This window comes from Pseudomonas spartinae, from assembly GCF_965197125.1.
Taxonomy (GTDB): domain Bacteria; phylum Pseudomonadota; class Gammaproteobacteria; order Pseudomonadales; family Pseudomonadaceae; genus Aquipseudomonas; species Aquipseudomonas composti_A.
The window spans coordinates 25036-47297 of record NZ_CBDAMB010000005.1 but is presented as its reverse complement, the minus strand read 5'-3'; the positions used below and the strand labels follow the sequence as shown (position 1 = coordinate 47297).

The following is a 22262-nucleotide window of genomic DNA, read 5'->3' as shown; positions in this document are numbered from 1 at the left end:
ATGCTGTTGAAGCCCGCAGCGCCCGCAAGGAGTGAAGTGCGATGCCCAACTCTGCCGTTCCCCGTGAACGCCGCTTTCCCCTGCACGTTCACATCAGCATCCTGTTCACCTTTCTGCTGCTGTTCACCGGCGTGATACTCGGGTTGTTCAACTACCAGCAGACCAGCCGACTGATCTTTTCCAGCAGCTCGACGCTTTTCGAACGCATTCAGTACGACGTACAGAAGGACCTCGACAGCACCTACCGCCCCATACGCCACGTACTGAGCCTGCTGGCACTGCACCCGGCCTCGCAGGCCGGCACGCTCGACGAACGCTTGCAGATGCTGCCACTGTTCGTCCAGGCTCTGCGCGACAATCCCAAGCTGGCCTCGATCTATCTCGGCTATGAAGATGGCGACTTCTTCATGGTCAGACCGCTGCGCAGCGACATGCTCAAGCAGCGCTTCGACGCGCCGGACAAAGCCGCCTACCAGGTCTGGGCCATCGACCGGAGCAGCGCCGGAATCGAGAGCGACTACCTGTTCTATGACGGCTCGCTGAACCAGATCAGCCGCCGGCAGAAGCTCAGCGAACCCTACGATCCGAGGCAGCGTGAGTGGTTCAGGCGTGCACGTGGCGACGGCGGACAGATCACCACTGCGCCCTACCTGTTCTTCTCCACCCAGGAAATCGGCACCACCCTGGCCAGGCGCGCCGGCCTGACCACGGTGATCGGCGCAGACCTCACCCTCGATGACCTATCCGCCACCCTGGCCAACCACAAAGTCACCCCCAACAGCCAGGTGGTACTGGCCGACAGCCAAGGCAACGCCGTGGCCTACCCTGATAGCAGCCGCCTGCTCAAGGAGGTCGATGGCAAGTTTTCGCTGGTGAAGGTCAGCGAACTCAACCCCGCCCTGGGTGAACTGCTGGCCGGTCAGTTGAGCGATCAGGACGAGGGCGTCGTCGAACTGTCCAAACAGCGCTGGGTCATGGCGCACCGGCACATTCAGGAAGGCGGCCCGCAGGGCTTGGATCTGGTGCTGCTGGTTCCCGAACACGAATTGCTGGCACAGGCCTACCGTATCCGCTGGCAGGGCGCCCTGATCACCCTCACCACCTTGCTGCTGTGCCTGCCACTGGGCTGGCTGACTTCACGCCTGGTGGTCAAACCGCTGCGCAGCCTGGTGCAGGAAGCGCAGGCTATCCGCCGCTTCGATTTCGCCTTTCCGGCCACTGGACGCTCGCCCATTCTCGAGGTCGACCAGTTGGCGGTATCGATGAGCAGCATGAAGGACACCCTGTCCAGCTTCCTCGACATCGCCGCCAGCCTGTCTGCAGAAACCCATTTCGAAGCGCTGATCAAACGGGTAATGGACGCCACCGTCTCCATCAGCGAAGCCCAGGGCGGCCTGCTCTATCTGCTGGATAACGACAGCGGCCGACTGGAACCCCAGGGGCTGATCATCGACGGCCAGGGCCGTAACCTCGCCGATCTGGGCATCCAGGGTCTGGCCCATGACGATCCGACCCTGCCCGCCTGGTTGCAACGACCGGCCAGTGGCGGCGACAGCGTCGCCACTTCCATCGGCTTCGATCAGGCTGGCAAATTCCAGGGGCTGCTCTCGGCCATGGACAGTCCGCGTCTACACCTGATCGCGGCGGGCCTGCACAACCGTCAGGGTGATACCGTCGGAGTACTGGTGTTGCTGCAGCGCGATACCGGGGAGAACAGCGAGAGCATGCTCAGCCCGGACCGTATCGCCTTCGTCGACGCCGTCTCGGGCAGCGCTGCTCTGTGCATCGAAAGCCAGCGCCTGCTGGCTCGGCAGAAGCAGTTGCTGGACGCCTTCATCCAACTGATCGCAGGCGCCATCGATGCCAAGAGTCCCTATACCGGCGGCCACTGCCAGCGGGTACCGGAAATCACCCTGATGCTGGCACGCGCCGCCGCCGAGAGCGACGCGCCGGAGTTTCGCGACTACAACCCCACTGACGAAGAATGGGAAGCCCTGCATATTGCTGCCTGGCTGCACGATTGCGGCAAGGTCACCACCCCCGAATACGTGGTCGACAAGGCGACCAAGCTGGAGACCCTGTACGACCGCATCCACGAAGTGCGCATGCGCTTCGAGGTGCTCAAGCGTGACGCCTGGGTCGCCTACTGGCGTGCACGCGCCGAAGGCGGCGAGGAGACTGCACTGGCCACACTGCGTGACCGGTTGCTGAGTGATCTGGATGACGAGTTCGCCTTCGTCGCACGCATCAACCTGGGCGGCGAGGCCATGGCCGATGCCGATCAGACACGCCTGCAGCAGATCGCCGAGCGACGCTGGCTACGCACGCTGGACAACCGTCTGGGGGTTTCCTGGGAGGAAGCCAAACGCCTGGAGCGCTCGGCGCCAAGCAGTCTGCCGGTGGAAGAGCCACTACTCGCCGACCGCCCGGATCACCTGATCGAGCACACCAACCAGGAAGTAATCACGCCGGACAATCGCTGGGGCTTCAAGCTCGAAGTGCCGCAGTACAAGTTCAACCGCGGCGAGCTGCACAACCTGAGCATCGCCCGTGGCACGCTGACGGCCGAAGAGCGCTACATCATCAACCACCATATCGTGCAGACCATTCTGATGCTCGACCGCCTGCCCTTCCCCAAACACCTGCAGAACGTCGCAGAGATCGCCGGCGGACACCACGAGAAAATGGACGGCAGCGGCTATCCCAAACGCCTGACGCGTGAGCAAATGAGCCTGCCGGCACGCATGATGGCGATCGCCGATATCTTCGAAGCCCTGACGGCGGTGGATCGCCCCTACAAGAAGGGCAAGACGCTGTCGGAGGCGCTGAACATCATGGTTGGCATGTGCAAAGGCGCGCACATCGATCCGCAGCTGTTCGCCCTGTTCATCCGCTCCGGCATCTATCGGCGCTATGCCGAACGCTTCATGCAGGCCGAGCAGATCGATCAGGTAGACGAGCAGGTGCTGCTGGAAAAGGCGGGGGTCATCTAGGGTGCGCCGGGCGCATTGAGCGCCGGCACCAGGTCAGTTCCCCGCTGCGCAGCAACACCCTGGCAGGGGCCATAAGGCGCCGGAGAACCCGGCGCCAAATATCGCTTACGCCTGGTTGATCGGGTTTTCCGGATACCAGACATCCTGCAGCGGGCTGAGCTCGAACTTCTCCAGTTCGTCACGGCCCTTCAGCCAGGCCTCGACGGCAGCGCGCTGCTCCTCGTTGACCGAACCACGCTTGGCCAGACAGACCAGACCGAAGTCTTCGCCACCGACATAATCCAGGCCATTGCCAGCGATAGCCTGATCGAGGAACTGATCGACGAAATCGTCGAGGGTCTGGTCGCTCAAGTCGGCCTTGAAGTTCAGGGTCAGCTCGAAGCCCAGCTCCTGGAATTCATCGACACAGAGCTTCTTGCGCAGACGGCGGGAACGGTTGGTCGCCATGAAACAATCCTCAAAGGTGATAACGCGCGGCACTCTAGCAGTTTCGCCGGCCGAGCGCCCGCCTTGTGTCGCACCAACAGCCCTTCTCAGATGTTGAACGCCAGCTGTTTGCAACCATTGTTTTTAAGCGGACGCGGCCGACTGCGGGCAGAATCTTGCGGCATAATGCCGGCAACTTTTCCCCGATTCGGACTGTCGTTTGTCTGTCTCCCTCGTTACTCCCGCCTGACTGCGGAAGGTCCTCGTCCATGATTCAACGGTTTCGCCAACTGGCGCTGAGCGTCGTGCTTCTCCCCCTCGCCCTGTCCTGCCACGCTGCCAGCGCCGCGCTCCCTGCAAAGGTCGAACAAGCGCTGAAAGCCAACAAGATTCCCGACCATTCGCTGTCAGTGGTGACCGTGCCACTGAGCGGGCAAGCTGGCGGCCTGCAATTCAACGCCGATGTCTCGGTCAACCCGGCCTCCACCATGAAACTGGTGACCACTTACGCGGCGCTTGAGCTGCTGGGGCCCAACCATCAATGGAAGACCGAGTTCTACGCCGACGGCCCGCTCAAGGACGGCGTGCTGCATGGCAACCTCTACCTCAAGGGTGGCGGCGACCCAAAACTCAACATGGAAAAACTCTGGCTGCTGCTGCGCGACTTGCGCATCAATGGCGTGCGTCAGGTTCAAGGGGACCTGGTGCTCGACCGCAGCTTCTTCCTCGCTCCGCAGCTGCCGGCCTTCAATGACGACGGCGGCGATTCCAACAAACCCTTCCTGGTCAAACCCGACTCACTGCTGGTCAACCTCAAGGCACAACGCTTCATCACCCGTGCCGAAGACGGCAAGGTGAAGATCGCCATGGACCCGCCCATCGCGGCCATCCGCATCGATAATCAGGTTCGTGTGCTCAAGGCTGCCAAATGCCCGGCCTGGCCAGACATCCGCTACAACGCGGTAGACCAGTACGATGGCACCACGCTGATCGTCAGCGGCCAACTGGCCGAGGGCTGCACCGCGCAGACCTACCTGTCCCTGCTCGACCACCCCAGCTACGCGGCCGGCGCAGTGCGCGGCATCTGGCAGGAGCTGGGCGGCAAGATTCTCGGCAAGGACCGCCTGGGCCCGGTGCCGGAAGACGCCCGCATGCTGGTGCGCGCCCTGTCCCCGGACGTGGTGGAAATCGTCCGCGACATCAACAAGTACAGCAACAACACCATGGCCCGGCAGCTTTTTCTCAGCATCGGTGCGCAGTTCCGTACCGACGCCGACAAGGACGATGCCCTGGCCGCACAGCGCGTGATCCGCAACTGGCTGGCACGCAAGGGCATCACCGCACCACATCTGGTGATGGAAAACGGCTCTGGCCTGTCACGTGCTGAGCGCATCAGCGCAAGGGAAATGGCACTGATCCTCCAGGCTGCCTGGCGCAGCCCGTACGCTGCCGAATTCCGCAGCTCGATGCCGCTGGTAGCGATGGATGGCACCATGCGCCGCCGCCTGCAGCGTACGCCGCTGGTGGGCGAGGCACATATCAAGACCGGCACCCTGAACAACGTGCGCGCCATCGCCGGCTACAGCCGCGACAGCAACGGCCAGGACTGGGCTGTGGTCGCCATCCTCAACGACCCGAAACCCTGGGGCGCCACCTCGATTCTCGATCAGGTGCTGCTGGAAACCTACAAACAGCCCAAACGCTGACGACCACGTGGCCCGGATGCAATCCGGGGGCTTTTATGAACCAGCCCCCGGATTGTGTCCGGGCTATGCAATCAGCGTGCGGTAAAACGCCAGGCGCGGTGGATCTTGGGATTGCGCGCGAAATCAGGATCCAGCGTCTGCGCACTGATCTCCTCGACCTGGTAACGCGCCACCAGGCTTTCATCCAGCTGAAACTTGCGGAAGTTGTTGGAGAAATACAACACACCGCCACGGGCCAGACGTGCCATCGCCAGGTCGAGCAGTTCGACATGGTCGCGCTGTACATCGAACACGCCTTCCATGCGCTTGGAATTGGAGAAGGTCGGCGGATCGATGAAGATCAGCTCGTACTCGCCGCGGTCTTCGCCCAGCCAGGCCATCACATCGCCCTGCTCCAGGCGATGCTTGTCGGAAAAGCCGTTGAGCGACAAATTGCGCCGCGCCCAGTCCAGGTAGGTTTTCGACAGGTCGACGCTGGTGGTGCTGCGCGCCCCGCCCTTGGCCGCATGCACAGTCGCCGTGGCGGTGTAGCAGAACAGGTTGAGGAAACGCTTGCCGGCCGCCTCGCGCTGAATACGCAGGCGCAGCGGACGATGATCGAGAAACAACCCGGTATCCAGGTAGTCGGTGAGATTGACCAGCAGCTTGACCCCGCCTTCGTTCACCTCCATGAACTGGCCCTGAGCAGCCTGACGCTGATACTGCTTGGTGCCGGCCTGGCGCTCACGTCGCTTGATCACCACCCGCTCCTGCGCCACGCCCAGCGCCTGCGGGATCGCTGCCAGGGCATCGAGCAGACGCGCCTGCGCCTTGTCCGGGTCGATCGAACGCGGCGCCGCATACTCCTGCACGTGCACCCAGTCGCGATACAGGTCGACCGCCAGGGCGTACTCAGGCATATCGGCATCGTACAGCCGGTAGCACTCGACGCCTTCGCGGCGTGCCCACTTACCCAGCTGCTTGAGATTCTTCTGCAGGCGATTGGCGAACATCTGCCCGCCTTCGGACAAACGCGCTTGCTGGGGCGCCTCCGCAACCGGCTCATCGGCGGCCTTGGCGCGCCGTTCACCGGTGACGAACTGCTCGGTCTGCACCTTGATCAACAGCAACTTGCAGGGCAATGCACCGTTCCAGAAGGCGTACTGCTTGTGGCTACGCAGCCCCATGCGCTTGCCCAGCTCGGGAGCGCCGGTGAACACCGCCGCCTCCCAGCCCAGACAGGCCTGACGCAAGCGATCACCGAGATTCTGATAGAGGTAGAGCAGGCTGGCTTCATCGCCCAGGCGCTCGCCGTAAGGGGGGTTGCTGATCACCAGACCCTTCTGGTTCTGATCCGGACGTGGTTCGAAGCTGCCCAACTCACCCTGATAGATCTTCACCCAGTCGGACAGACCGGCGCGCTCGACGTTGTTGCGCCCCGGCTGAATCAAACGCGGGTCAGCTTCATAGCCACGAATCCACAGTGGCGGCTTGGCCAGGCCCGCTGCAGCACGCTGCTCGGCCTCGGCATGCAGCTTCTTCCAGATTGCCGGCACATGGCCAAGCCAGTTGGAGAAGCCCCAGCGCTCACGCTTGAGATTGGGCGCGATGTCAGCGGCCATCAACGCCGCCTCCACCAGGAAGGTGCCCACACCGCACATCGGGTCAGCCAGGGCGCCCCCTTCGGCGGCGATACGCGGCCACCCGGCCCGGATCAGTACCGCGGCAGCCAGGTTCTCCTTCAGTGGTGCGGCGCCCTGCTGCAGGCGATAACCGCGCTGGTGCAAGCTATGCCCGGAAAGGTCCAGAGACAGCACCGCTTCGCCACGATCCAGACGCAGATGCACACGCAAGTCAGGGTTGAGTTTGTCGATGCTGGGACGTTCACCACCGGCCGTACGCAGCCGATCGACGATCGCATCCTTGACCTTGAGCGCACCGAAATGGGTGTTGTCGATGCCCGAACCATTACCGCTGAACTCTACCGCCAGGCTACCCGAAGGCTCGAGATGGTCGCGCCAGTCGACCGCCTGGACGCCATCGTAAAGCTCGTCGGCGTTGTTCATGGCAAAGCGCGACAGCACCAGTAGCACGCGGTTGGCCAGGCGCGACCACAGACACAGGCGATAGGCCACCTCGATCTCGGCATGCCCCCGGACCGCGGCAGTCTGCTCGCGCGCTTCCTCCAGGCCCAGCGCCTTGGCCTCTTCCAGCAACAGGCCTTCGAGCCCCTTGGGGCAGGTCAGCACGATTTCATAACGGTCAGACATGGATGTTCCACTGCCTATGGCAATCAGGGAGGTGCAGCGGCGCACCTCGACTCAAAATAAGTGACAAAAGGTCACAGCGCGACCCTTCGTCGGAATAAGCAAGCACTCTCATTTGCACTAGCAAAATGAAGTCATCGCCGTGCATAGCCAGATATGACGGCGTCTGGCTAAAAGAGGCTGGATATATTCCCAGCCTCCTTATGGCTTCCCCCGCATTTAGGTTACGCCCTTATGACAAAACGATCATTCACAGGCCCCGGTGCATTCGTTAGAACACTACCTAAGGCTTTCGCTGCAACAGCGCAGGCACAGAAGGTTCGCCACGCCGGCAGCGGACTTTCGTAGGCAGAAAATTTCTGCCTGGCCTTGCTACAAGGCCAACGGGACATAACAGTCAACAGTGAGGGCAACACCCTATGAGAAGACTTAAGCGTGATCCGTTAGAAAGAGCTTTTTTGCGCGGCTATCAGTACGGCATCAATGGTAAATCCCGCGAACTTTGCCCCTTTACCCTACCCTCGGTTCGTCAGGCCTGGCTCAATGGCTGGCGTGAGGGCCGTGGTGACAACTGGGATGGGCTGACCGGCACCGCCGGTATTCATCGACTCAACGAACTTCACGCTGTCGGCTGATCAGGATCACACCCGACTTCACCATGCCGACCCCATCCGGGCGGCGGGCGCAAGCCCAAGGGCTCCTTCGGGAGCCCTATTTATTTGCGCAGCTTATTTACGCAGCGCGGCAATCGCATCCACGGCCTCACGGATCAGCGCAGGCCCCTTGTAGATGAACCCCGAATAGATCTGCACCAGACTCGCACCCGCCGCAATCTTCTCTGCAGCATGCTTGCCTTCGGTAATACCCCCGACCGCGATAATCGGCAGGCGACCCGACAACTCGCCCGCCAGCACCTTGACGATATGCGTGCTCTTGTCACGTACCGGCGCCCCCGACAGACCGCCGGCCTCATCGCCATGGGCCAGCCCTTCGACACCTTCACGGCTGAGCGTGGTGTTGGTGGCGATCACCGCATCCATATCGGCGCCCAGCAGTGCTGAAGCCACCAATGCGGTCTCTTCATCGCTCATGTCCGGGGCAATCTTGATCGCCAGCGGCACACGCTTGCCGTGCTCCTGAGTCAGGTCTTCCTGACGACGACGCAGCGCCTCGAGCAGCTCTTTGAGCGAATCGCCGAACTGCAGGCTGCGCAACCCCGGAGTATTGGGCGAACTGACGTTGACCGTGACGTAGCTGGCGTGGGCGTAGACCTTGTCCAGGCAGATCAGATAATCGTCCACCGCTCGCTCGACCGGTGTATCGAAGTTCTTGCCGATATTGATGCCCAGTACGCCCTTGAACTTAGCCGCCCTGACGCGCTGCAGCAGATGATCGACGCCGTGGTTGTTGAAGCCCATGCGGTTGATCACCGCCTCGGCCTCCGGCAAACGGAACAGGCGCGGCTTGGGATTGCCCGGCTGAGGACGCGGGGTAACGGTGCCGATCTCGACGAAACCGAAACCGAGCTGGGCGAAGCCGTCAATGGCATCGCCATTCTTGTCCAGCCCTGCTGCCAGCCCGACCGGATTAGCGAACTGCAGGCCCATCACGTTTACCGGCAGGCTGGTCGGTGCCTTGGTCAGCAGGCCATTGAGCCCCAAGCGGCCACCGGCACCGATCAGGTCGATGGACAGCTCATGAGAGGTTTCCGGGGACAGTTTGAACAGCAGCTCGCGGGCCAGTGAGTACATGGGCAGGCTTAGCTCGACAGGTTGAAGGTGGGCAGGCCGGCGATTATAGCCGCGCAGGCACCGACGGCGCGAGGCAAGCGCGCCAGATCAATCCAAAGGGCGTAAGCTCAGCAACTCGCCGCTGCTGCTGAATTCCAGCACGAAGGAACCATAGATCCCGGCATGAGTCAGATACGGCCGCAAGTGATGGGCCGGTAAACTGACGCGACGCCCGTCGCGGCTTTGCGCCATAATCCGGCTGGCATGACCCCGGTAGATGGCCTGCAATCGTTCGGCCGATAACGCGATATCCAGCACCAAGCTGGGCATGGAGGCACCCTCGCAAATGAATGCGGCTATTTTGCCACAGACCCACAGCGCGACAGGCACGCAAGCGCCGCGCTACGCTATACGAGCAATAGCCGTCCACGTCTGCCACACTGCGGTAGACGCTTCAGGAGCGATCTGCCGGCCATGAGCCTGTCCGAATCCTCAACTCTCAGTAGCCGCCTGGCAGCCCTGGCTCAGCGCATGGGCCTGCTCGGTCGCAGCTCACGACAGATCTTCGCCAAAGCCAGCGGCCTGCGCCTGCCCTTCAAACCGCTGCCGGCGGCGGTAGAGAGCATCTGCTGGCATGAAGGTCCGCAATTACAGCTGTTGTTCAACCTGCCGCTCGGCGCGCTTTCAGGCCCCGTACAGGAAGACAAGGCCCAAGCGCACGCGGCGTTGTCTCAGGTAGTGGAAGCTCAAATCGAACAGCTACAGTCCTTCGACCTGCGTCTGATTGACGGCTTTGCCTGCTCGCCCGCGTCTGGCTACGCAAGTTTCGAAGACTACGCCGCAAGCGAGCACTGCAAACAGGTGCGCATCATCAGTTACAAGGACTTCGTCAAAACCATCAGCGTGGCGCTGCCACGCTTTCTGGCTGGCGAACCGATCGAGCTGCGTCAGGCCAACTGGCGTGGCGCTCGGACCTTCTGGTCGGGGGAAATACAGGGCGAAGCCTTCGCCGGGGCGATCGCCTATGCGCGCAGACGCGGGCTGGAAGTGTTTCTACCAGCCAACCTGCTGCGTTATCGATTGAATGAGACAGGCCTGGACAACCTGCAGAGTCGCTATCACGTACTCGCCATGCCAGAAGCGGCCTGGAGCGACCCTGGCTTCATGGGGTTGCTGCTGGACAACGGCATCCCCTATGCGCGCCTGTCACTACTGAAAAAAGCCGGCACGCCAGAGTTCCTCCTGCTACCCAAAGAGCATCAGGAGGCCACGGCATTGGGTGAGGGTTTGCGCCTGGCCGGAGCACCTGACGTACCGGGCCATTTGCGCCAATTGGCGATCCAGCCAACCTGAACAGAGCGGCGCTCTATTCGTCGCAACCTCGCAGCAAACGCCCGATCATATCCAGCGAATAACCGCGATAGGCCAGAAAACGACCTTGCTGAGCACGTTCGCGGGCGTCAGCCGGTAGCTGACCGGCGAACTTGCGCTGCCAGGTTTCACGCAACTGCTCGAACCAGTCGATACCACTTTCACGCAGTGCCTGGTCGACGTCACCACGAGCCAGTCCACGCTGGCCAAGCTCTTCACGAATACGCAGCGGCCCGTAACCGGCACGTGCCCGATAAGCGACGAAGCTTTCCAGATAGCGGGCCTCGGATAACAGACCCTCCTCTGACAACCGCTGCAAAGCGGTCTCAATCATGTCTTCGGGAGCGCCACGCTTGCGCAGCTTGCGCGTCAGCTCGACGCGGCCGTGCTCGCGTCGAGCCAGCAAGTCCATTGCCGCTCGCCTGACGGCGAGCGGGTTATCCAGCACAACCGCCATGTTCGGTCAGCTTAGAAGTCGACTTCTGCGTCGGCCAGATCGTCAGCGGAGGCTTTGGCCGGCGTGCTGGGAACCAGCAACTTCTGGCGAATCTGACCTTCGATCTCACGCGCCACTTCCTTGTTGTCTTCAAGGAACTTGGCGGCATTGGCCTTGCCCTGGCCGATCTTGTTGCCCTGATAGCTGTACCAGGCACCCGATTTTTCGACCAGGCCCTGTTGCACACCAAGGTCGATGATCTCGCCATTACGGTAGATGCCCTTGCCATACAGAATCTGGAACTCTGCCTGACGGAACGGTGGCGCGACCTTGTTCTTGACGATCTTCACGCGGGTTTCGCTACCCACCACCTCCTCGCCTTCTTTCACCGCGCCAGTACGGCGGATGTCCAGGCGAACCGAGGCATAGAACTTCAGCGCGTTACCGCCAGTAGTGGTTTCCGGGCTACCGAACATCACGCCGATCTTCATGCGAATCTGGTTGATGAAGATCACCAGGCAATTGGCGTTCTTGATGTTACCGGTGATCTTGCGCAGTGCCTGGCTCATCAGGCGAGCCTGCAGGGGAAGCAGTATTTGGATGGGTTCAGGTAGGGTCGCTCCTACGAGGCCAACGCGCTGCAAAGCCATACTGTTCATGCCTTTCACCCTTGCGGAAGCCAAATCTCCATCTACGCTTCCTATCTGAACCAACTTCAGGTAGGAACGTGATGAGCGGGAAACTGGAAAATTTCTTGAATGGTATCAAAACCTGCTGTCCTAAGGACATCCTGACCTGGGTGGAAAAGCATCCTCCAAAGCGTCGGGCGCCCTTCATCCGCGAATTTTTCATGATCGCTCACGACCTTGATCCGGAATGGCATCGGAACTCTGGGGTGATTACCAATGCATGTCGGACATTTCTCTTTCATCGCCGTAGTGCAATATCAAAAACCACAGGCAAGCCGGTCAAAGAAGTTACCGTAATCTCTGACTACACAGCAGTTCGTCATTACTTAAACAGGCTTCAAAAAGCCAAGAAACTGCCTAGTAATGCGCTGCCCCCCCCAATCACCAAATCGTCAGACGTATTCTCGGAAAAAGAATGCAATATCCTTGGTTATCTGACTTTGGAACATGCTGTTCAAGCAGCCTCCATGGAAATCGCTTTGAGCGAAATTGCGCAACAAATCGAAAAACATAGAGCTGTCATTCTCTCCAAATGCAAACATGTTGTTGCAGAAGGTTTTGCGCGTTACTTGAAAACCCCAGACATTATTCGCAGAAGCGATGTAATTGCCATTCGACCAACAAAGGACAACTTAGATCCTAACCTGAGAGGCTTTGGCACCGGCCAACATATTAGTTTTTTCTCACCCTCCCACCCAAATGGCTTCATTAACTCTGTTGCGTACCTAGCCACAGAACAAGACGGCCTTTTTACTCGCAAATCATTTCCTGGATCACATCACATTTACTCCTGGTCTTTAATGGAAATTAAATCATACTTGGGAATCACTGACGAATTTGCTGTTGCGGCGATGTGCATCATTATTGATGAGCTTGGAATTAACGTCATCGACTTGGCAAACGCCCAAGTAAAGAAAACGAAAGATGGGCAATTCGTCACCATCCGCGAGGATGGTGGGATCACCGTCACTACCCTTAAACCCCGGGCTAACAAATTAATTGAGCGTCATGCACCAAAAGCTTCGAACGAGATTAAAGTCGATGCAGAAAGTATAGACGCTAATACTACGCTATGGATGCTGTTACAAATGAGAACTCAGCACTCCAAGGCTTTGAACTCCAACTATCTTTTCGTCATGGATGGGTCTAGCCCCACTCGTCAATGGGATGAGCATCTCTACCGTATCTTAAACACGAGACGAAAAAGCACTTTCAAGGCAATCATTGATTCGCTTCCCCCATGGGTAGCTGAAGCTGAGCCTACCATGCCCAAAATCAGAGTTTCACGTGGCCTGCTTAAGTGGATCGAGAGCGGTGGCGACACTCTGGAAACAAGCCTATACCTTGGCAACTCGTTACTGACCGCCTTGCGAAACTACGTACCACCGTCAATCCAAGAGTTTGTATACCGAAAGAAACTCCGTGACCATCAAAATATTCAGCTCCTAATAGCCGAAGAAATTACACCCTATACAAGTCACCACAGTGGTGAAAGTTATGAGATAGCCCAAGCCCAGCTCATTTACGCCGTGAAGCAAATCAGAGCTACCTCCCCCCAAGCAGCAGAAAGCAATCCAAGCCATATGATTTACTTTCTCTGCTCGCCTCAAACGATTGAGCTTGTCGTCTCATATGCAACATTCGGGAAAGACGACAATCTCACTTCAACATGCAAGACGATTATCACAAAGATCCAAGAAGAAGGCAGTCGCAAAATGATTAAACTGCTAGCCGATGCCAAACCTAAACGCATGGACTTTGATCTCCTTGAGGTATCCGTTAGTGAATAACGAGAAATCTCAAAAAATCACACCATCGCCACCGTCATCCCAAGCCGTTCTTCCTAATTGGATTCACCCTGCCTCCACAAATAGAGAATGGTATGTGCCAAAAACCGGAACAAGCGTGTCTGCCTCAGTTGATCCAAACACTAGACACTATGTAAAGATTAGCTTCGATTATAAGCTATTCGACGAGTCATCCACAGCAGATCTAGTGTGGAACTTATTTATCAGGGACTTAAAGTCATCAGCCATTGCCTTGATTGAAAGCTCAAAATCGAAACGACCGAATGCGCTTGTTTCATTTGTGAGGACAGCCTTTGAAATTGCCGATCATGTGTACGAGGCACGGGCTCGCTCAAGCAATGCTCCTAAGATCGTAACCTTGGCCGACATCACTCTGGACGATGTGAAAACCTTCCTAGAAGCTCATGATTTAACATTCATGGGAATAAATATCGCCAAGCTTAATTCAGAATTAGGATCAGCATCCAGAGGACTGACAACTATTGCTCCCTTGATCTCCAATATGGGGATCCCCCCTATTACTAAAAAGATCATTATTCAGAAGCTCAAAAACAACAAGCTTGATATCTGCCGAGAATTCGCCTGCACCTACGCTGAAAAAGAAGAGGATGATAAAGATAGCCTCAGCATTTGCACACTACAAAACAAATGCACCAACCTAGCTTACCTGCACTCCACAAAGGAACAGCAATCTCATCCTTTTGAGGTTGGAGCACATGAAATTTCAGACATTCTAAACAACATGCCCGGGAGGTTTATCGAGAAAAACCAAACACCATTGATGCCTACAAACGTAGCATTCCACTACATCAGCAACGCGATTATCTTTCACCGCGACTATGCGCCACATATCCGAGAATATATTAAAAAGCTTGACGACCACTACAACAAGGAAATTATTGGACGGTACGCGGCCAGCACAATCAAATCAAACGTACACACCTTCAAGAAACAGACCTTAGAGGTGGTGCCAATCCCGAAGGCATTGCAGCACCTCAATATCAAAACGTATGGGAAATGCGGCAGAACCAGAGGTGGAATCAACTGCAATTCTATTTTGCGAGAGCACATTTCTACTGACGAGTTGATTGGCTTCTACGCCATTACAACCCGCATCCTGATACATACTTTTTCAGCTTGCCGTGTGTTGAGCGCCTCCTTGCTCGACGCCAATTGCCTAACAATATCAAAACTGGATGGCTTATGGGACTTGAAACTTAAGATCCCGAAAGCCAGCAACAGCTATGAGCTTGAAATTATTAAGCGCCCAATCCCTAAAGTCATTTGGGACTTTATTTACGAATATATCGAATTCATGGAGGATCGCCATCCAGGGATGACTTCAATCTGGCCCTCTGGCGCACAGAAAGGGAAAGACCGAAATGAGACAACTTTTCGTAAAATACTTGATCAATACTCTGATTGGATTCAAACACCAACCACAGACGAAACACGATGGTATGCACGCCCTCATCAATTCAGACGTTTCTTCGCAGCCTTCTTCTTCTACTTGAGCGGAAGCACTGAAATTGAACCGTTGCGATGGATGATGGGACACATCGAACCGAATGTAACACTCTACTACGCTGACATCTCGAACCAACCTGAATGGGAGCGAGACACTCTCGAATTTCTAATTGACTTCTTGGAGGGCCACGTAGGCAAGGATGTCTTGGTCGACGAAGAATTACTGGACGTTTTTTCCAAATGTGAACGAGAAATAAAACTAGGGGATCACACTTTGTTGTCCGAACACCTCCAAGAACTGGCAAACCATCACGACATCAAACTAAAGATTATGAACAACCAAAAAATCTTTATATATGCGAGCAGATAACATGAGCCGTTATTCGAAAGGCGAAACATCAAAAGCCAAGCTAAAGGAAAAACAGGCCAAAACACAAAGCTTGCTTAACAAAATCATACTGCTTAGGAAAGCAGTTCGAGACAACCAAAGAATTCCGACATTAGACGTATTCAAAAGCAAGAGGGGAATCCCCTTCAAAGCTACGTTAGCGTGGGAGGACGGCACTCTAGAAGTATCATCCTGCTCATACAACACCTCACAAGAACCCTACAACAAAGAATATGCAGAACAACTTTCTGTAGCCCTAAAAGCATATAACGAATTGACCACCGCCGCCGAGGCGCCCCCACCTCAAAAACGAACAACAAAGCGCTCACAGCAAGAGGAAATCACCATTTTAAAAAACCAAATCGACTACCTTACCAACACAGTTGCTGAAATGTACCGCGCATATATTCAATTAACCTCAAGAGTAGACGAGCAAACGCGTCAAGATCTTAGATACCAGCAAGTTCTAAAGAGCCATACCCAAGCCCTTGATAGAGCGCACTTAACGCTGGTGAAACTATGATACATACAGCGAAATCTCCCCGTCTTGATTTTCTTTTCAACCATGGTCATACCACCCCCCCACCACTACCCCTTATATTTGACTCAAAGGGCAATTTCTGCTGGGAGATCAACAACTACCTAACACAGTATAGTGGTGGGCCCAACAGCTACGGAGCGCGCCCGTCACCCAAGACCGTATTTAGTCGAGCAGAAACATTAAATGTCTTTCAAGGCTATCTTGAATCTAACAAGCTAACCATCTTCGACGCCACCGACGAAACATTGTACGACTTTGTCAGGCACAAACAAAAATTTGAAAATCCCAACTCCACCACTTTAAAAAGAATTGTTAGATACATACTACTCCTACTGGAACACACCCAACAGGAAAACAAATTTGCAAAGCTCCTCACAACCGACCCTGGCGCTCATGAGTTTCAGATTAACGCCACAGAAGATTATTACAATTTCCAGAGGCGAAAAGTACGATTCCTAACACACCCATGTATAGAAAACCTAAAAGACACACCAATAAAACCAATAAGCTTTATTCGTAACAACGAGCTAAGCGCGTGGCACGATGCCATTCATGAATACACATCTAATCAGTACATAATTGATAGATGGTACGCGCTTTCCACCCTTCTGGAATTTACAGGATGCCGGATCGAAGAAGCGATAAATATCCCCGCGAGTTCAATCATTCACGCCTTCAAGAACAACGATCTCGTCAGAAACATTCCAGTTCTCAAAGGCAAGTACAAGGGATGCTTGCGGCAAATTTTGATTCCTCGACCTGAGCTACAAGAATTATACAAATTCGTATCGCTTACCCATAGCCTGCATCCACACAGCCTGCTTCATGACAGAATATTTGTTAGCGAAGACAGCGGCCTCCCAATGTCACGCACGACCTTCAACTCGTATTATCGAGTTGTTGCAAATTCATCCAAGCACAAGGATTTACTTCAAGAGGTTTCCTACCACAATTTCCGCCACCGCTATTTCACAATCCTGGTTGCGAAAAATATAAGCAAACTTTCGAAAAAGTCCAAGGTGAACATCTTGGATGTGGCAATGGCAATTGTGCGTAAGGATTCACACCATGCTTCTAAGGACACCCTTTCGACCTACATTCACCTTACACAAGATCCAGAAATCCAGGAGATTCTTAAAGCAGAATCTAACGCTTCTGCGACCCTCACGGCAATAGAAAACCTTTTGAAGACAGACGACGGTAGATCATCCGAAGAGAAGCTGGCCGGAATAATGGTATTGATCAACGCCAAGTCTCCCTGAGATCTGCATTGCTTGGCGCCTGCGAATACAGTAAAAACTGATCTCTAAAAGTAAGAATAACTATGTCTATTAGGGTATCCGGATTTTTTGGTTGATTGGCTCATATCATGATGACGGAACCAACCATCAGCTCAGCGGATTACCTGGTTGATGACGACTCTTCTTCACGGCCCCTGCAAGTTTGCAGCAACGCCCAGGTTCGCATGCCGAGATACGCAGTGAGGCTTCGCGATCAACACACCATGCATTCACAATGTCACTGCAAGGTCCGGCATGTCTCTGCTCAGTCCTTACGGCCTGAGCTAGCCCTATACAGCTGTTGTTTGCTCTCCTCGCTGATCCCCGTCAGGATGCCGCAGGCATTGATCTCCCGACCCTCGTTGCAACTCGCCCTCAGTGAAACGAGTTGTTGCTCAAGCGCTTGCAGAGCAGTTATCTGCGACCGCACATGAGAGATGTGGTCATCGAGCATGGCGTTGACGGCGGTACAGGGCTGGCGAGGGTCGTCCTGATAGCTCTGTAGCTCGCGAATCTCTGTCAGTGACAGGTCCAGAATTCGGCAGCGGCGGATAAAGGCAAGCCACTCGCCATGCTTCTCGGTATAGACACGGTAACCATTCTCCTGCCGTTCTGGCGGCGGCAACAGGCCCTGCTGCTCATAGAAGCGGATCGTCTGCGTGTCGATACCCGCTATCTGGGCTAACTGACCAATGCGCATCAGGCTTACTCCTCAACGGATCATCTGTCCCATTGACCTTATAGTAGCTATATAGTTTTTAATACTAGCAATCTATGTTGGTTAACTGGAGCCGTATCGTGAGTAAAGCCTGTGGTGGCCCATGTAGCTGCGATGCAACGCCTGCAGCGGATACCGATATGCCGGTCTCCTCCGAAGCGTCAGGGGAATGGGTCAGCGTGTATGCTGTGCCGAAGATGGATTGTCCCTCAGAAGAACGGATGATCCGCTTGGCGCTGAACGGCTTTGATGAGATTCGAACGCTGTCCTTCGACTTGTCGAACCGCCGATTGGAGGTCGTGCATGACGGCGAGGCTGAGCCCATTACCGCGAAACTGGCGACCTTGGGGCTAGGCGCCTCTCTTCAGGAAACCGTCATTGCCGACCCAGAGACGATCAAGGCCGCTGAGAGCTCGGCAGTCTCTGCTACGCAGGAGTCAGGCACTCTGCGCGTGTTGCTCGGTATCAATGCGATCATGTTCGTGGTGGAAATGACTGCTGGCCTGATCGCCCAGTCTACCGGCCTGATCGCTGATTCCCTGGATATGTTTGCCGATGCAGCCGTCTATGGCCTGGCTCTCTATGCCGTAGGGCGCAGTGCGAAAATGCAGGTACGTGCCGCGCATCTGGCAGGGGTACTGCAACTGATTTTGGCTATCGGCGTACTCGTCGAGGTGGTGCGACGCTTTGTTTTCGGTAGTGAGCCTGAATCGCTGATGATGATGGCGATCGCCTTCGTCGCGTTGATCGCCAATACCGGTTGCCTGCTGTTGATATCCAAGCACCGCGAAGGCGGCGCGCATATGAAGGCAAGCTGGATATTCTCGGCCAATGATGTGGTGATCAACATGGGCGTCATCGCCGCCGGTGCCTTGGTCGCCTGGACGGGGTCCAGCTACCCCGACCTGATTATCGGTACCATCGTGGGCCTGATCGTCCTCAACGGCGCTCGGCGCATCCTGGCGCTCAAGGGGTGAGGCTGCACGGTACGCAGCTATCGATGCCTGGGACACTTGATCGAAGTGGCTGTACAAGCGCGCTAGGCCTGAACGACAGCATATAGCGCGAAGGCTCGGAGCCAGCAAGGTAGCGTATCTAGGAATCAACCAAGGAAGGAAGATGATGGATAGTATCTGGCTGGTACTCGGCCTGGCGCTGTTGCCCGCCTTAGGCAATTTTAGTGGTGGGCTCGCTGCGGAGGCCTCCCGAACTACCGGGCGCCGTCTCAATTACGCCCTTCACGGCGCTGCCGGCCTCGTCATTGCGGTGGTGGCGGTTGAAATCATGCCGCGCGTGCTAGAGAACCTCTCAGCCTGGGTAATCGCCCTCGCTTTCGCGCTGGGCGGCATTGCTTACGTAGGTATCGAGAAGCTCGTTGAGAGTCTCCAGAAGCGACAAGGCCAGCAGGGAGAAGGCGGTCAGACGAGTGTCTGGATGATCTATATCGCCGTATCCATCGACCTGTTCAGCGATGGCCTCCTGATCGGGGCGGGGTCGGCGGTCTCACCGTCGGTCGCGATAATCCTGGCGGCGGGTCAGGTTCTCGCCGATGTTCCTGAGGGCTTTGCGACGATCGCCACCATGAAAGATAAAGGAATCCCTCGTAGCAAGCGGATACTGCTCTCTGCTTCCTTCGCGATTCCTGTGCTCTCGGCAGCCGTCTTTGCTTACTTCGTACTCAGGAACCAGCCGGAGGCATTTAAGCTAGCGGCACTGACGTTCACGGCAGGCCTTCTCACGGTCGCTGCCATCGAAGATATGGTCTCCGAGGCTCACGAGAGCGGTGACGATACGCACATCTCACCGCTGGCTTTCATAGGCGGCTTCGTCCTGTTCGTTCTGGTATCAGCGGGCTTGGAAGGGGTGGTATCGCAAAGCTAACGTACTGCTCCCCAACACAGCCACTGTCGTGCTGGCCGAATACGAAGCAGCTCCCAGCTTACGGCGCACCTAGTCGAGTCCAGAAACATTCACTTTGCCACCCTGGCCAGCCGGCCGAATGAATTGACGCAGCTTGATTAAGCGGAGCAAGAAAGCATGAGCCACAGGGTTGATCCTGGATTCGGAGGCGAGAGAGCATTGGGTGATAAGTGCGCGCTACCCTCTAGCCTATACACGGGCGTGCGCTATAAGCCGCTTCTGACAGGGGGGATGGCTCTACTTGCTGGAGGCGCCATGCCGCTTGCCTTTGCCCCTGTGGGCTGGGCATGGCTTGCGGTGATCGCTCTGGCAACATTTTTTGTCCTGACCGCGCAGTCTTCAAGGCGTCAGGCGCTGTGGTCGGCCTACCTCTTTGGCCTTGGCTACTTCGGCGTGGGTGTCTCCTGGGTCTTTATCAGCATTAGCCAGTACGGCAATGGCCCCGTGGTGGCGGTGTTAGTCACGGCGGCCTTTGTCTCGCTGCTCGCCCTCTTTCCATGGGGCGTCGCGTACCTCGTGCGCTGCCTGCGCCCTGAGATGGATGCAATGGCACTCTGGCTAGGGCTACCTGCGGCATGGGTGTTGAGTGAATGGATGCGCACCTGGTTCTTGACCGGCTTTCCCTGGCTCTTCATTGGCTACAGCCAGACCGACACCACACTTGCCACTATCGCTCCCGTCTTTGGCGTGCTTGGCGTGAGTTTACTGGTGGCACTTCTCGCTGGCGGGCTTGCCTGGGTTGTCCAGGGGCCAAGCCTGCGCCGTGCTGCGGTAGTCGGTGCCGTGTTAGTCGCTACCCTCGCCGGCTTGCAACTGCTGGATCGTGAATGGACGCAGCCAGCCGCTGACCCGATCGATGTCGTCCTCTTGCAAGGAAACATCGCGCAAGACAAGAAATGGGACCCGAGATACCGGGACATCACACTTGAGCGCTATCAGGCGCTTACCGCGCAGCATCTCGGAGCCGATATCGTGATCTGGCCAGAAGCGGCAATCCCGATGTGGCATGACCAGGCCAAAGCATATCTTGCTGAGCTTGAGGCGTTAGCCGATCAGGCAGGCACATCGTTAATGATTGGCGTCCCGGTACGCGAGGCGGAGGGCCGTACCTACAACGCCGTGGTAAGCCTCTCCGATCCCTCAGGCTTCTACTACAAACGCCACCTGGTGCCCTTCGGTGAATATGTTCCGTTTCGGGATCTTTTGGGGTCGGCCCTCGACGTGCTCGGGGCGCCCATGTCCGACTTCACACCGGGACGGGAAGCGCACGTCCTGAATGCAGCAGGGGTGCCCGTAGGGGCACTCATCTGCTACGAGGCGGTCTTTGGTGCCGAAGTCACTGAGCTTCTGCCCGAAGCGCAGTTACTGGTGAATGTCAGCAACGATGCCTGGTTCGGCAGCTCGCTCGGCCCCCTCCAGCATTTCCAGATGGCACGCATGCGTGCCATCGAAACCGGACGTGACCTTCTTCGAGCCACGAACACCGGTATCACAGCAGCCATCAATCATGAGGGCAAAGTGCTCAAGCGTGCTCCGCAGTTCGAAGTGGCCACCCTCAGCGCCGAAGTGACACCGCGAACTGGCGCGCCCCCTTATGTGCGCTGGCGGGATTGGCCTGTCCTTGGCCTGACCGCACTCGGACTCGGCCTGCTCCTGCTCCGTCGAATTCGTCGGCATCATCGGTTGGGTACATGACGCTTGTTATTTAGCAGCGAGCAAATTCTAGATTGGGTCAGGAGGAAGGGGATATGTCTACTTATGGCAGTCGGCTCGCAGAGAAAGCCCACGAGCCGGGAAAGGCGATGCGCTGGCTGTGGCTCTCGCTCCTGTTACTGTTTGTCGATCAGGCGAGCAAGTACCTTGCCAGCACCATGCTAGCGCATGGTGAAAGCGTGCCTGCCGCACCCTTCTTCAATTGGGTCCACCGCCACAATACGGGGGCGGCCTTCAGCTTTCTCGCGGATGTCGGCGGTTGGCAGCAGCCGCTTTTCATCGGACTGGCCCTGGTTATCTCGATATTACTGGTGTACTGGCTTTGGCGTTCACCACGCGTACTGAGTTATCGGCTCGCCCTCAGTGCGATCCTCGGCGGCGCGTTGGGCAATGTCGCAGATCGCTTGCGGTTAGGCTACGTAGAGGATTTTCTCGATTTTCACTATGCCCAGTGGCACTGGCCATCGTTCAACCTAGCGGACGTATGGATCTTCCTCGGTGTCGCCCTCTTTATTTGGGCGGAAATACGACATCAACCAGGCAGCCGCCGCCGCTGAATCGCCTAAGCGGCCCTTTTGGTTTGGGCGACACATGGATTCAAGAGCGGTTTCTGTGGTCGACAGCCACTCGCTCGAATAGGTGATGCACGGCCTGTTTCCCAAACGCGTGCTGGACACCATGACCGACAACGAAGAGATGTCGCTGGAAGTGCTGGATGACGAGACCAAGAGCCGGGCGTTTGCGTGGTTGATGTTGAAGATGCTGACGGCGGCTGGAAGTTTGGGGCAAGGTAACAGCGGCGCTGCTGTCTGACCTTCTTGAGCGCTGGT

18 protein-coding genes and 2 pseudogenes are annotated in these 22262 nt (G+C 56.6%); 13 read left to right on the top strand and 7 right to left on the bottom strand.

Going from position 1 to position 22262, the window contains the following annotated elements; all coding sequences use genetic code 11:
- Positions 1-41 precede the first annotated feature (41 nt).
- Positions 42-2993 (top strand): HD domain-containing phosphohydrolase, encoded by a 2952-nt coding sequence (locus ACN8M7_RS13030; RefSeq protein WP_490261028.1) that lies wholly within the window; start codon positions 42-44, stop codon positions 2991-2993.
- Between the two features lie 105 nt (positions 2994-3098).
- Here ACN8M7_RS13030 and ACN8M7_RS13025 read toward each other — a convergent pair whose 3' ends face one another.
- A complete protein-coding gene (locus ACN8M7_RS13025) occupies positions 3099-3440 on the bottom strand; it encodes a YggL family protein (protein ID WP_045735171.1) in 342 nt (113 codons plus the stop codon).
- A gap of 248 nt (positions 3441-3688) precedes the next feature.
- Between ACN8M7_RS13025 and dacB the strand changes: the two genes are divergently transcribed.
- Positions 3689-5125: a D-alanyl-D-alanine carboxypeptidase/D-alanyl-D-alanine endopeptidase gene (dacB, locus tag ACN8M7_RS13020; protein ID WP_061238114.1), complete on the top strand. Its 1437-nt coding sequence runs from the start codon at positions 3689-3691 to the stop codon at positions 5123-5125.
- 71 nt (positions 5126-5196) lie between these two features.
- Here the strand turns inward: dacB and rlmKL are convergent, their stop codons facing one another.
- Entirely contained in the window at positions 5197-7374 is a 2178-nt protein-coding gene (gene rlmKL / locus ACN8M7_RS13015; protein WP_490261027.1) for a bifunctional 23S rRNA (guanine(2069)-N(7))-methyltransferase RlmK/23S rRNA (guanine(2445)-N(2))-methyltransferase RlmL, read from the bottom strand.
- Between the two features lie 416 nt (positions 7375-7790).
- Between rlmKL and rmf the strand changes: the two genes are divergently transcribed.
- Positions 7791-8006: a ribosome modulation factor gene (gene rmf, locus ACN8M7_RS13010; RefSeq protein WP_003244273.1), complete on the top strand. Its 216-nt coding sequence runs from the start codon at positions 7791-7793 to the stop codon at positions 8004-8006.
- A gap of 93 nt (positions 8007-8099) precedes the next feature.
- Here rmf and ACN8M7_RS13005 read toward each other — a convergent pair whose 3' ends face one another.
- The gene (locus ACN8M7_RS13005; protein ID WP_490261026.1) at positions 8100-9122 is read right to left on the bottom strand and encodes a quinone-dependent dihydroorotate dehydrogenase; all 1023 of its coding nucleotides are present in this window, start codon (positions 9120-9122) and stop codon (positions 8100-8102) included.
- Positions 9123-9209: 87 nt separating this feature from the next.
- Positions 9210-9431, bottom strand: a complete 222-nt coding sequence (locus ACN8M7_RS13000; protein WP_061238117.1) for a DUF2835 domain-containing protein — start codon at positions 9429-9431, stop codon at positions 9210-9212.
- A gap of 144 nt (positions 9432-9575) precedes the next feature.
- Between ACN8M7_RS13000 and ACN8M7_RS12995 the strand changes: the two genes are divergently transcribed.
- Positions 9576-10454 (top strand): DUF6685 family protein, encoded by an 879-nt coding sequence (locus ACN8M7_RS12995; RefSeq protein WP_061238118.1) that lies wholly within the window; start codon positions 9576-9578, stop codon positions 10452-10454.
- Between the two features lie 13 nt (positions 10455-10467).
- Here ACN8M7_RS12995 and recX read toward each other — a convergent pair whose 3' ends face one another.
- Together recX and ACN8M7_RS12985 are read right to left on the bottom strand one after the other, a co-directional pair.
- Complete coding sequence (recX, locus tag ACN8M7_RS12990) at positions 10468-10929, bottom strand: recombination regulator RecX (protein ID WP_061238119.1); 462 nt, start codon at positions 10927-10929, stop codon at positions 10468-10470.
- 11 nt (positions 10930-10940) lie between these two features.
- Positions 10941-11492 (bottom strand): annotated as a pseudogene (locus tag ACN8M7_RS12985) (recombinase RecA family protein); the annotation flags it as partial.
- A gap of 146 nt (positions 11493-11638) precedes the next feature.
- Here ACN8M7_RS12985 and ACN8M7_RS12980 point away from each other — a divergent pair.
- The 4 genes from ACN8M7_RS12980 to ACN8M7_RS12965 are packed head-to-tail and all read left to right on the top strand — an operon-like array spanning position 11639 to position 17063.
- Positions 11639-13387 carry a hypothetical protein gene (locus tag ACN8M7_RS12980; protein ID WP_490261025.1) on the top strand — a complete coding sequence of 583 codons (1749 nt, stop codon included), beginning with the start codon at positions 11639-11641 and terminating at the stop codon, positions 13385-13387.
- Positions 13380-15242 carry a hypothetical protein gene (locus ACN8M7_RS12975; protein WP_366997128.1) on the top strand — a complete coding sequence of 621 codons (1863 nt, stop codon included), beginning with the start codon at positions 13380-13382 and terminating at the stop codon, positions 15240-15242. The genes ACN8M7_RS12980 and ACN8M7_RS12975 overlap by 8 nt, the downstream gene beginning before the upstream one ends.
- Position 15243: 1 nt before the next feature.
- On the top strand, positions 15244-15783 hold the full coding sequence (locus ACN8M7_RS12970; RefSeq protein ID WP_146746873.1) for a hypothetical protein: 540 nt from the start codon (positions 15244-15246) through the stop codon (positions 15781-15783).
- A complete protein-coding gene (locus tag ACN8M7_RS12965; RefSeq protein WP_112211769.1) occupies positions 15780-17063 on the top strand; it encodes a site-specific integrase in 1284 nt (427 codons plus the stop codon). The genes ACN8M7_RS12970 and ACN8M7_RS12965 overlap by 4 nt, the downstream gene beginning before the upstream one ends.
- A gap of 283 nt (positions 17064-17346) precedes the next feature.
- Here the strand turns inward: ACN8M7_RS12965 and cadR are convergent, their stop codons facing one another.
- Entirely contained in the window at positions 17347-17781 is a 435-nt protein-coding gene (gene cadR, locus ACN8M7_RS12960) for a Cd(II)/Pb(II)-responsive transcriptional regulator (RefSeq protein WP_008175821.1), read from the bottom strand.
- Between the two features lie 98 nt (positions 17782-17879).
- Here cadR and ACN8M7_RS12955 point away from each other — a divergent pair, with 98 nt between their 5' ends.
- The 5 genes and pseudogenes from ACN8M7_RS12955 to ACN8M7_RS12935 all read left to right on the top strand — a co-directional run.
- Positions 17880-18776, top strand: a complete 897-nt coding sequence (locus ACN8M7_RS12955) for a cation efflux transmembrane domain-containing protein (protein WP_008928737.1) — start codon at positions 17880-17882, stop codon at positions 18774-18776.
- 142 nt (positions 18777-18918) lie between these two features.
- On the top strand, positions 18919-19680 hold the full coding sequence (locus tag ACN8M7_RS12950; RefSeq protein ID WP_009686175.1) for a ZIP family metal transporter: 762 nt from the start codon (positions 18919-18921) through the stop codon (positions 19678-19680).
- A 294-nt stretch (positions 19681-19974) separates the two neighbouring features.
- The gene (gene lnt, locus ACN8M7_RS12945) at positions 19975-21414 is read left to right on the top strand and encodes an apolipoprotein N-acyltransferase (protein ID WP_009686176.1); all 1440 of its coding nucleotides are present in this window, start codon (positions 19975-19977) and stop codon (positions 21412-21414) included.
- 53 nt (positions 21415-21467) lie between these two features.
- Complete coding sequence (gene lspA, locus ACN8M7_RS12940) at positions 21468-21989, top strand: signal peptidase II (RefSeq protein ID WP_008930575.1); 522 nt, start codon at positions 21468-21470, stop codon at positions 21987-21989.
- Between the two features lie 58 nt (positions 21990-22047).
- Positions 22048-22245 (top strand): annotated as a pseudogene (locus tag ACN8M7_RS12935) (hypothetical protein); the annotation flags it as partial.
- Positions 22246-22262: the final 17 nt, after the last annotated feature.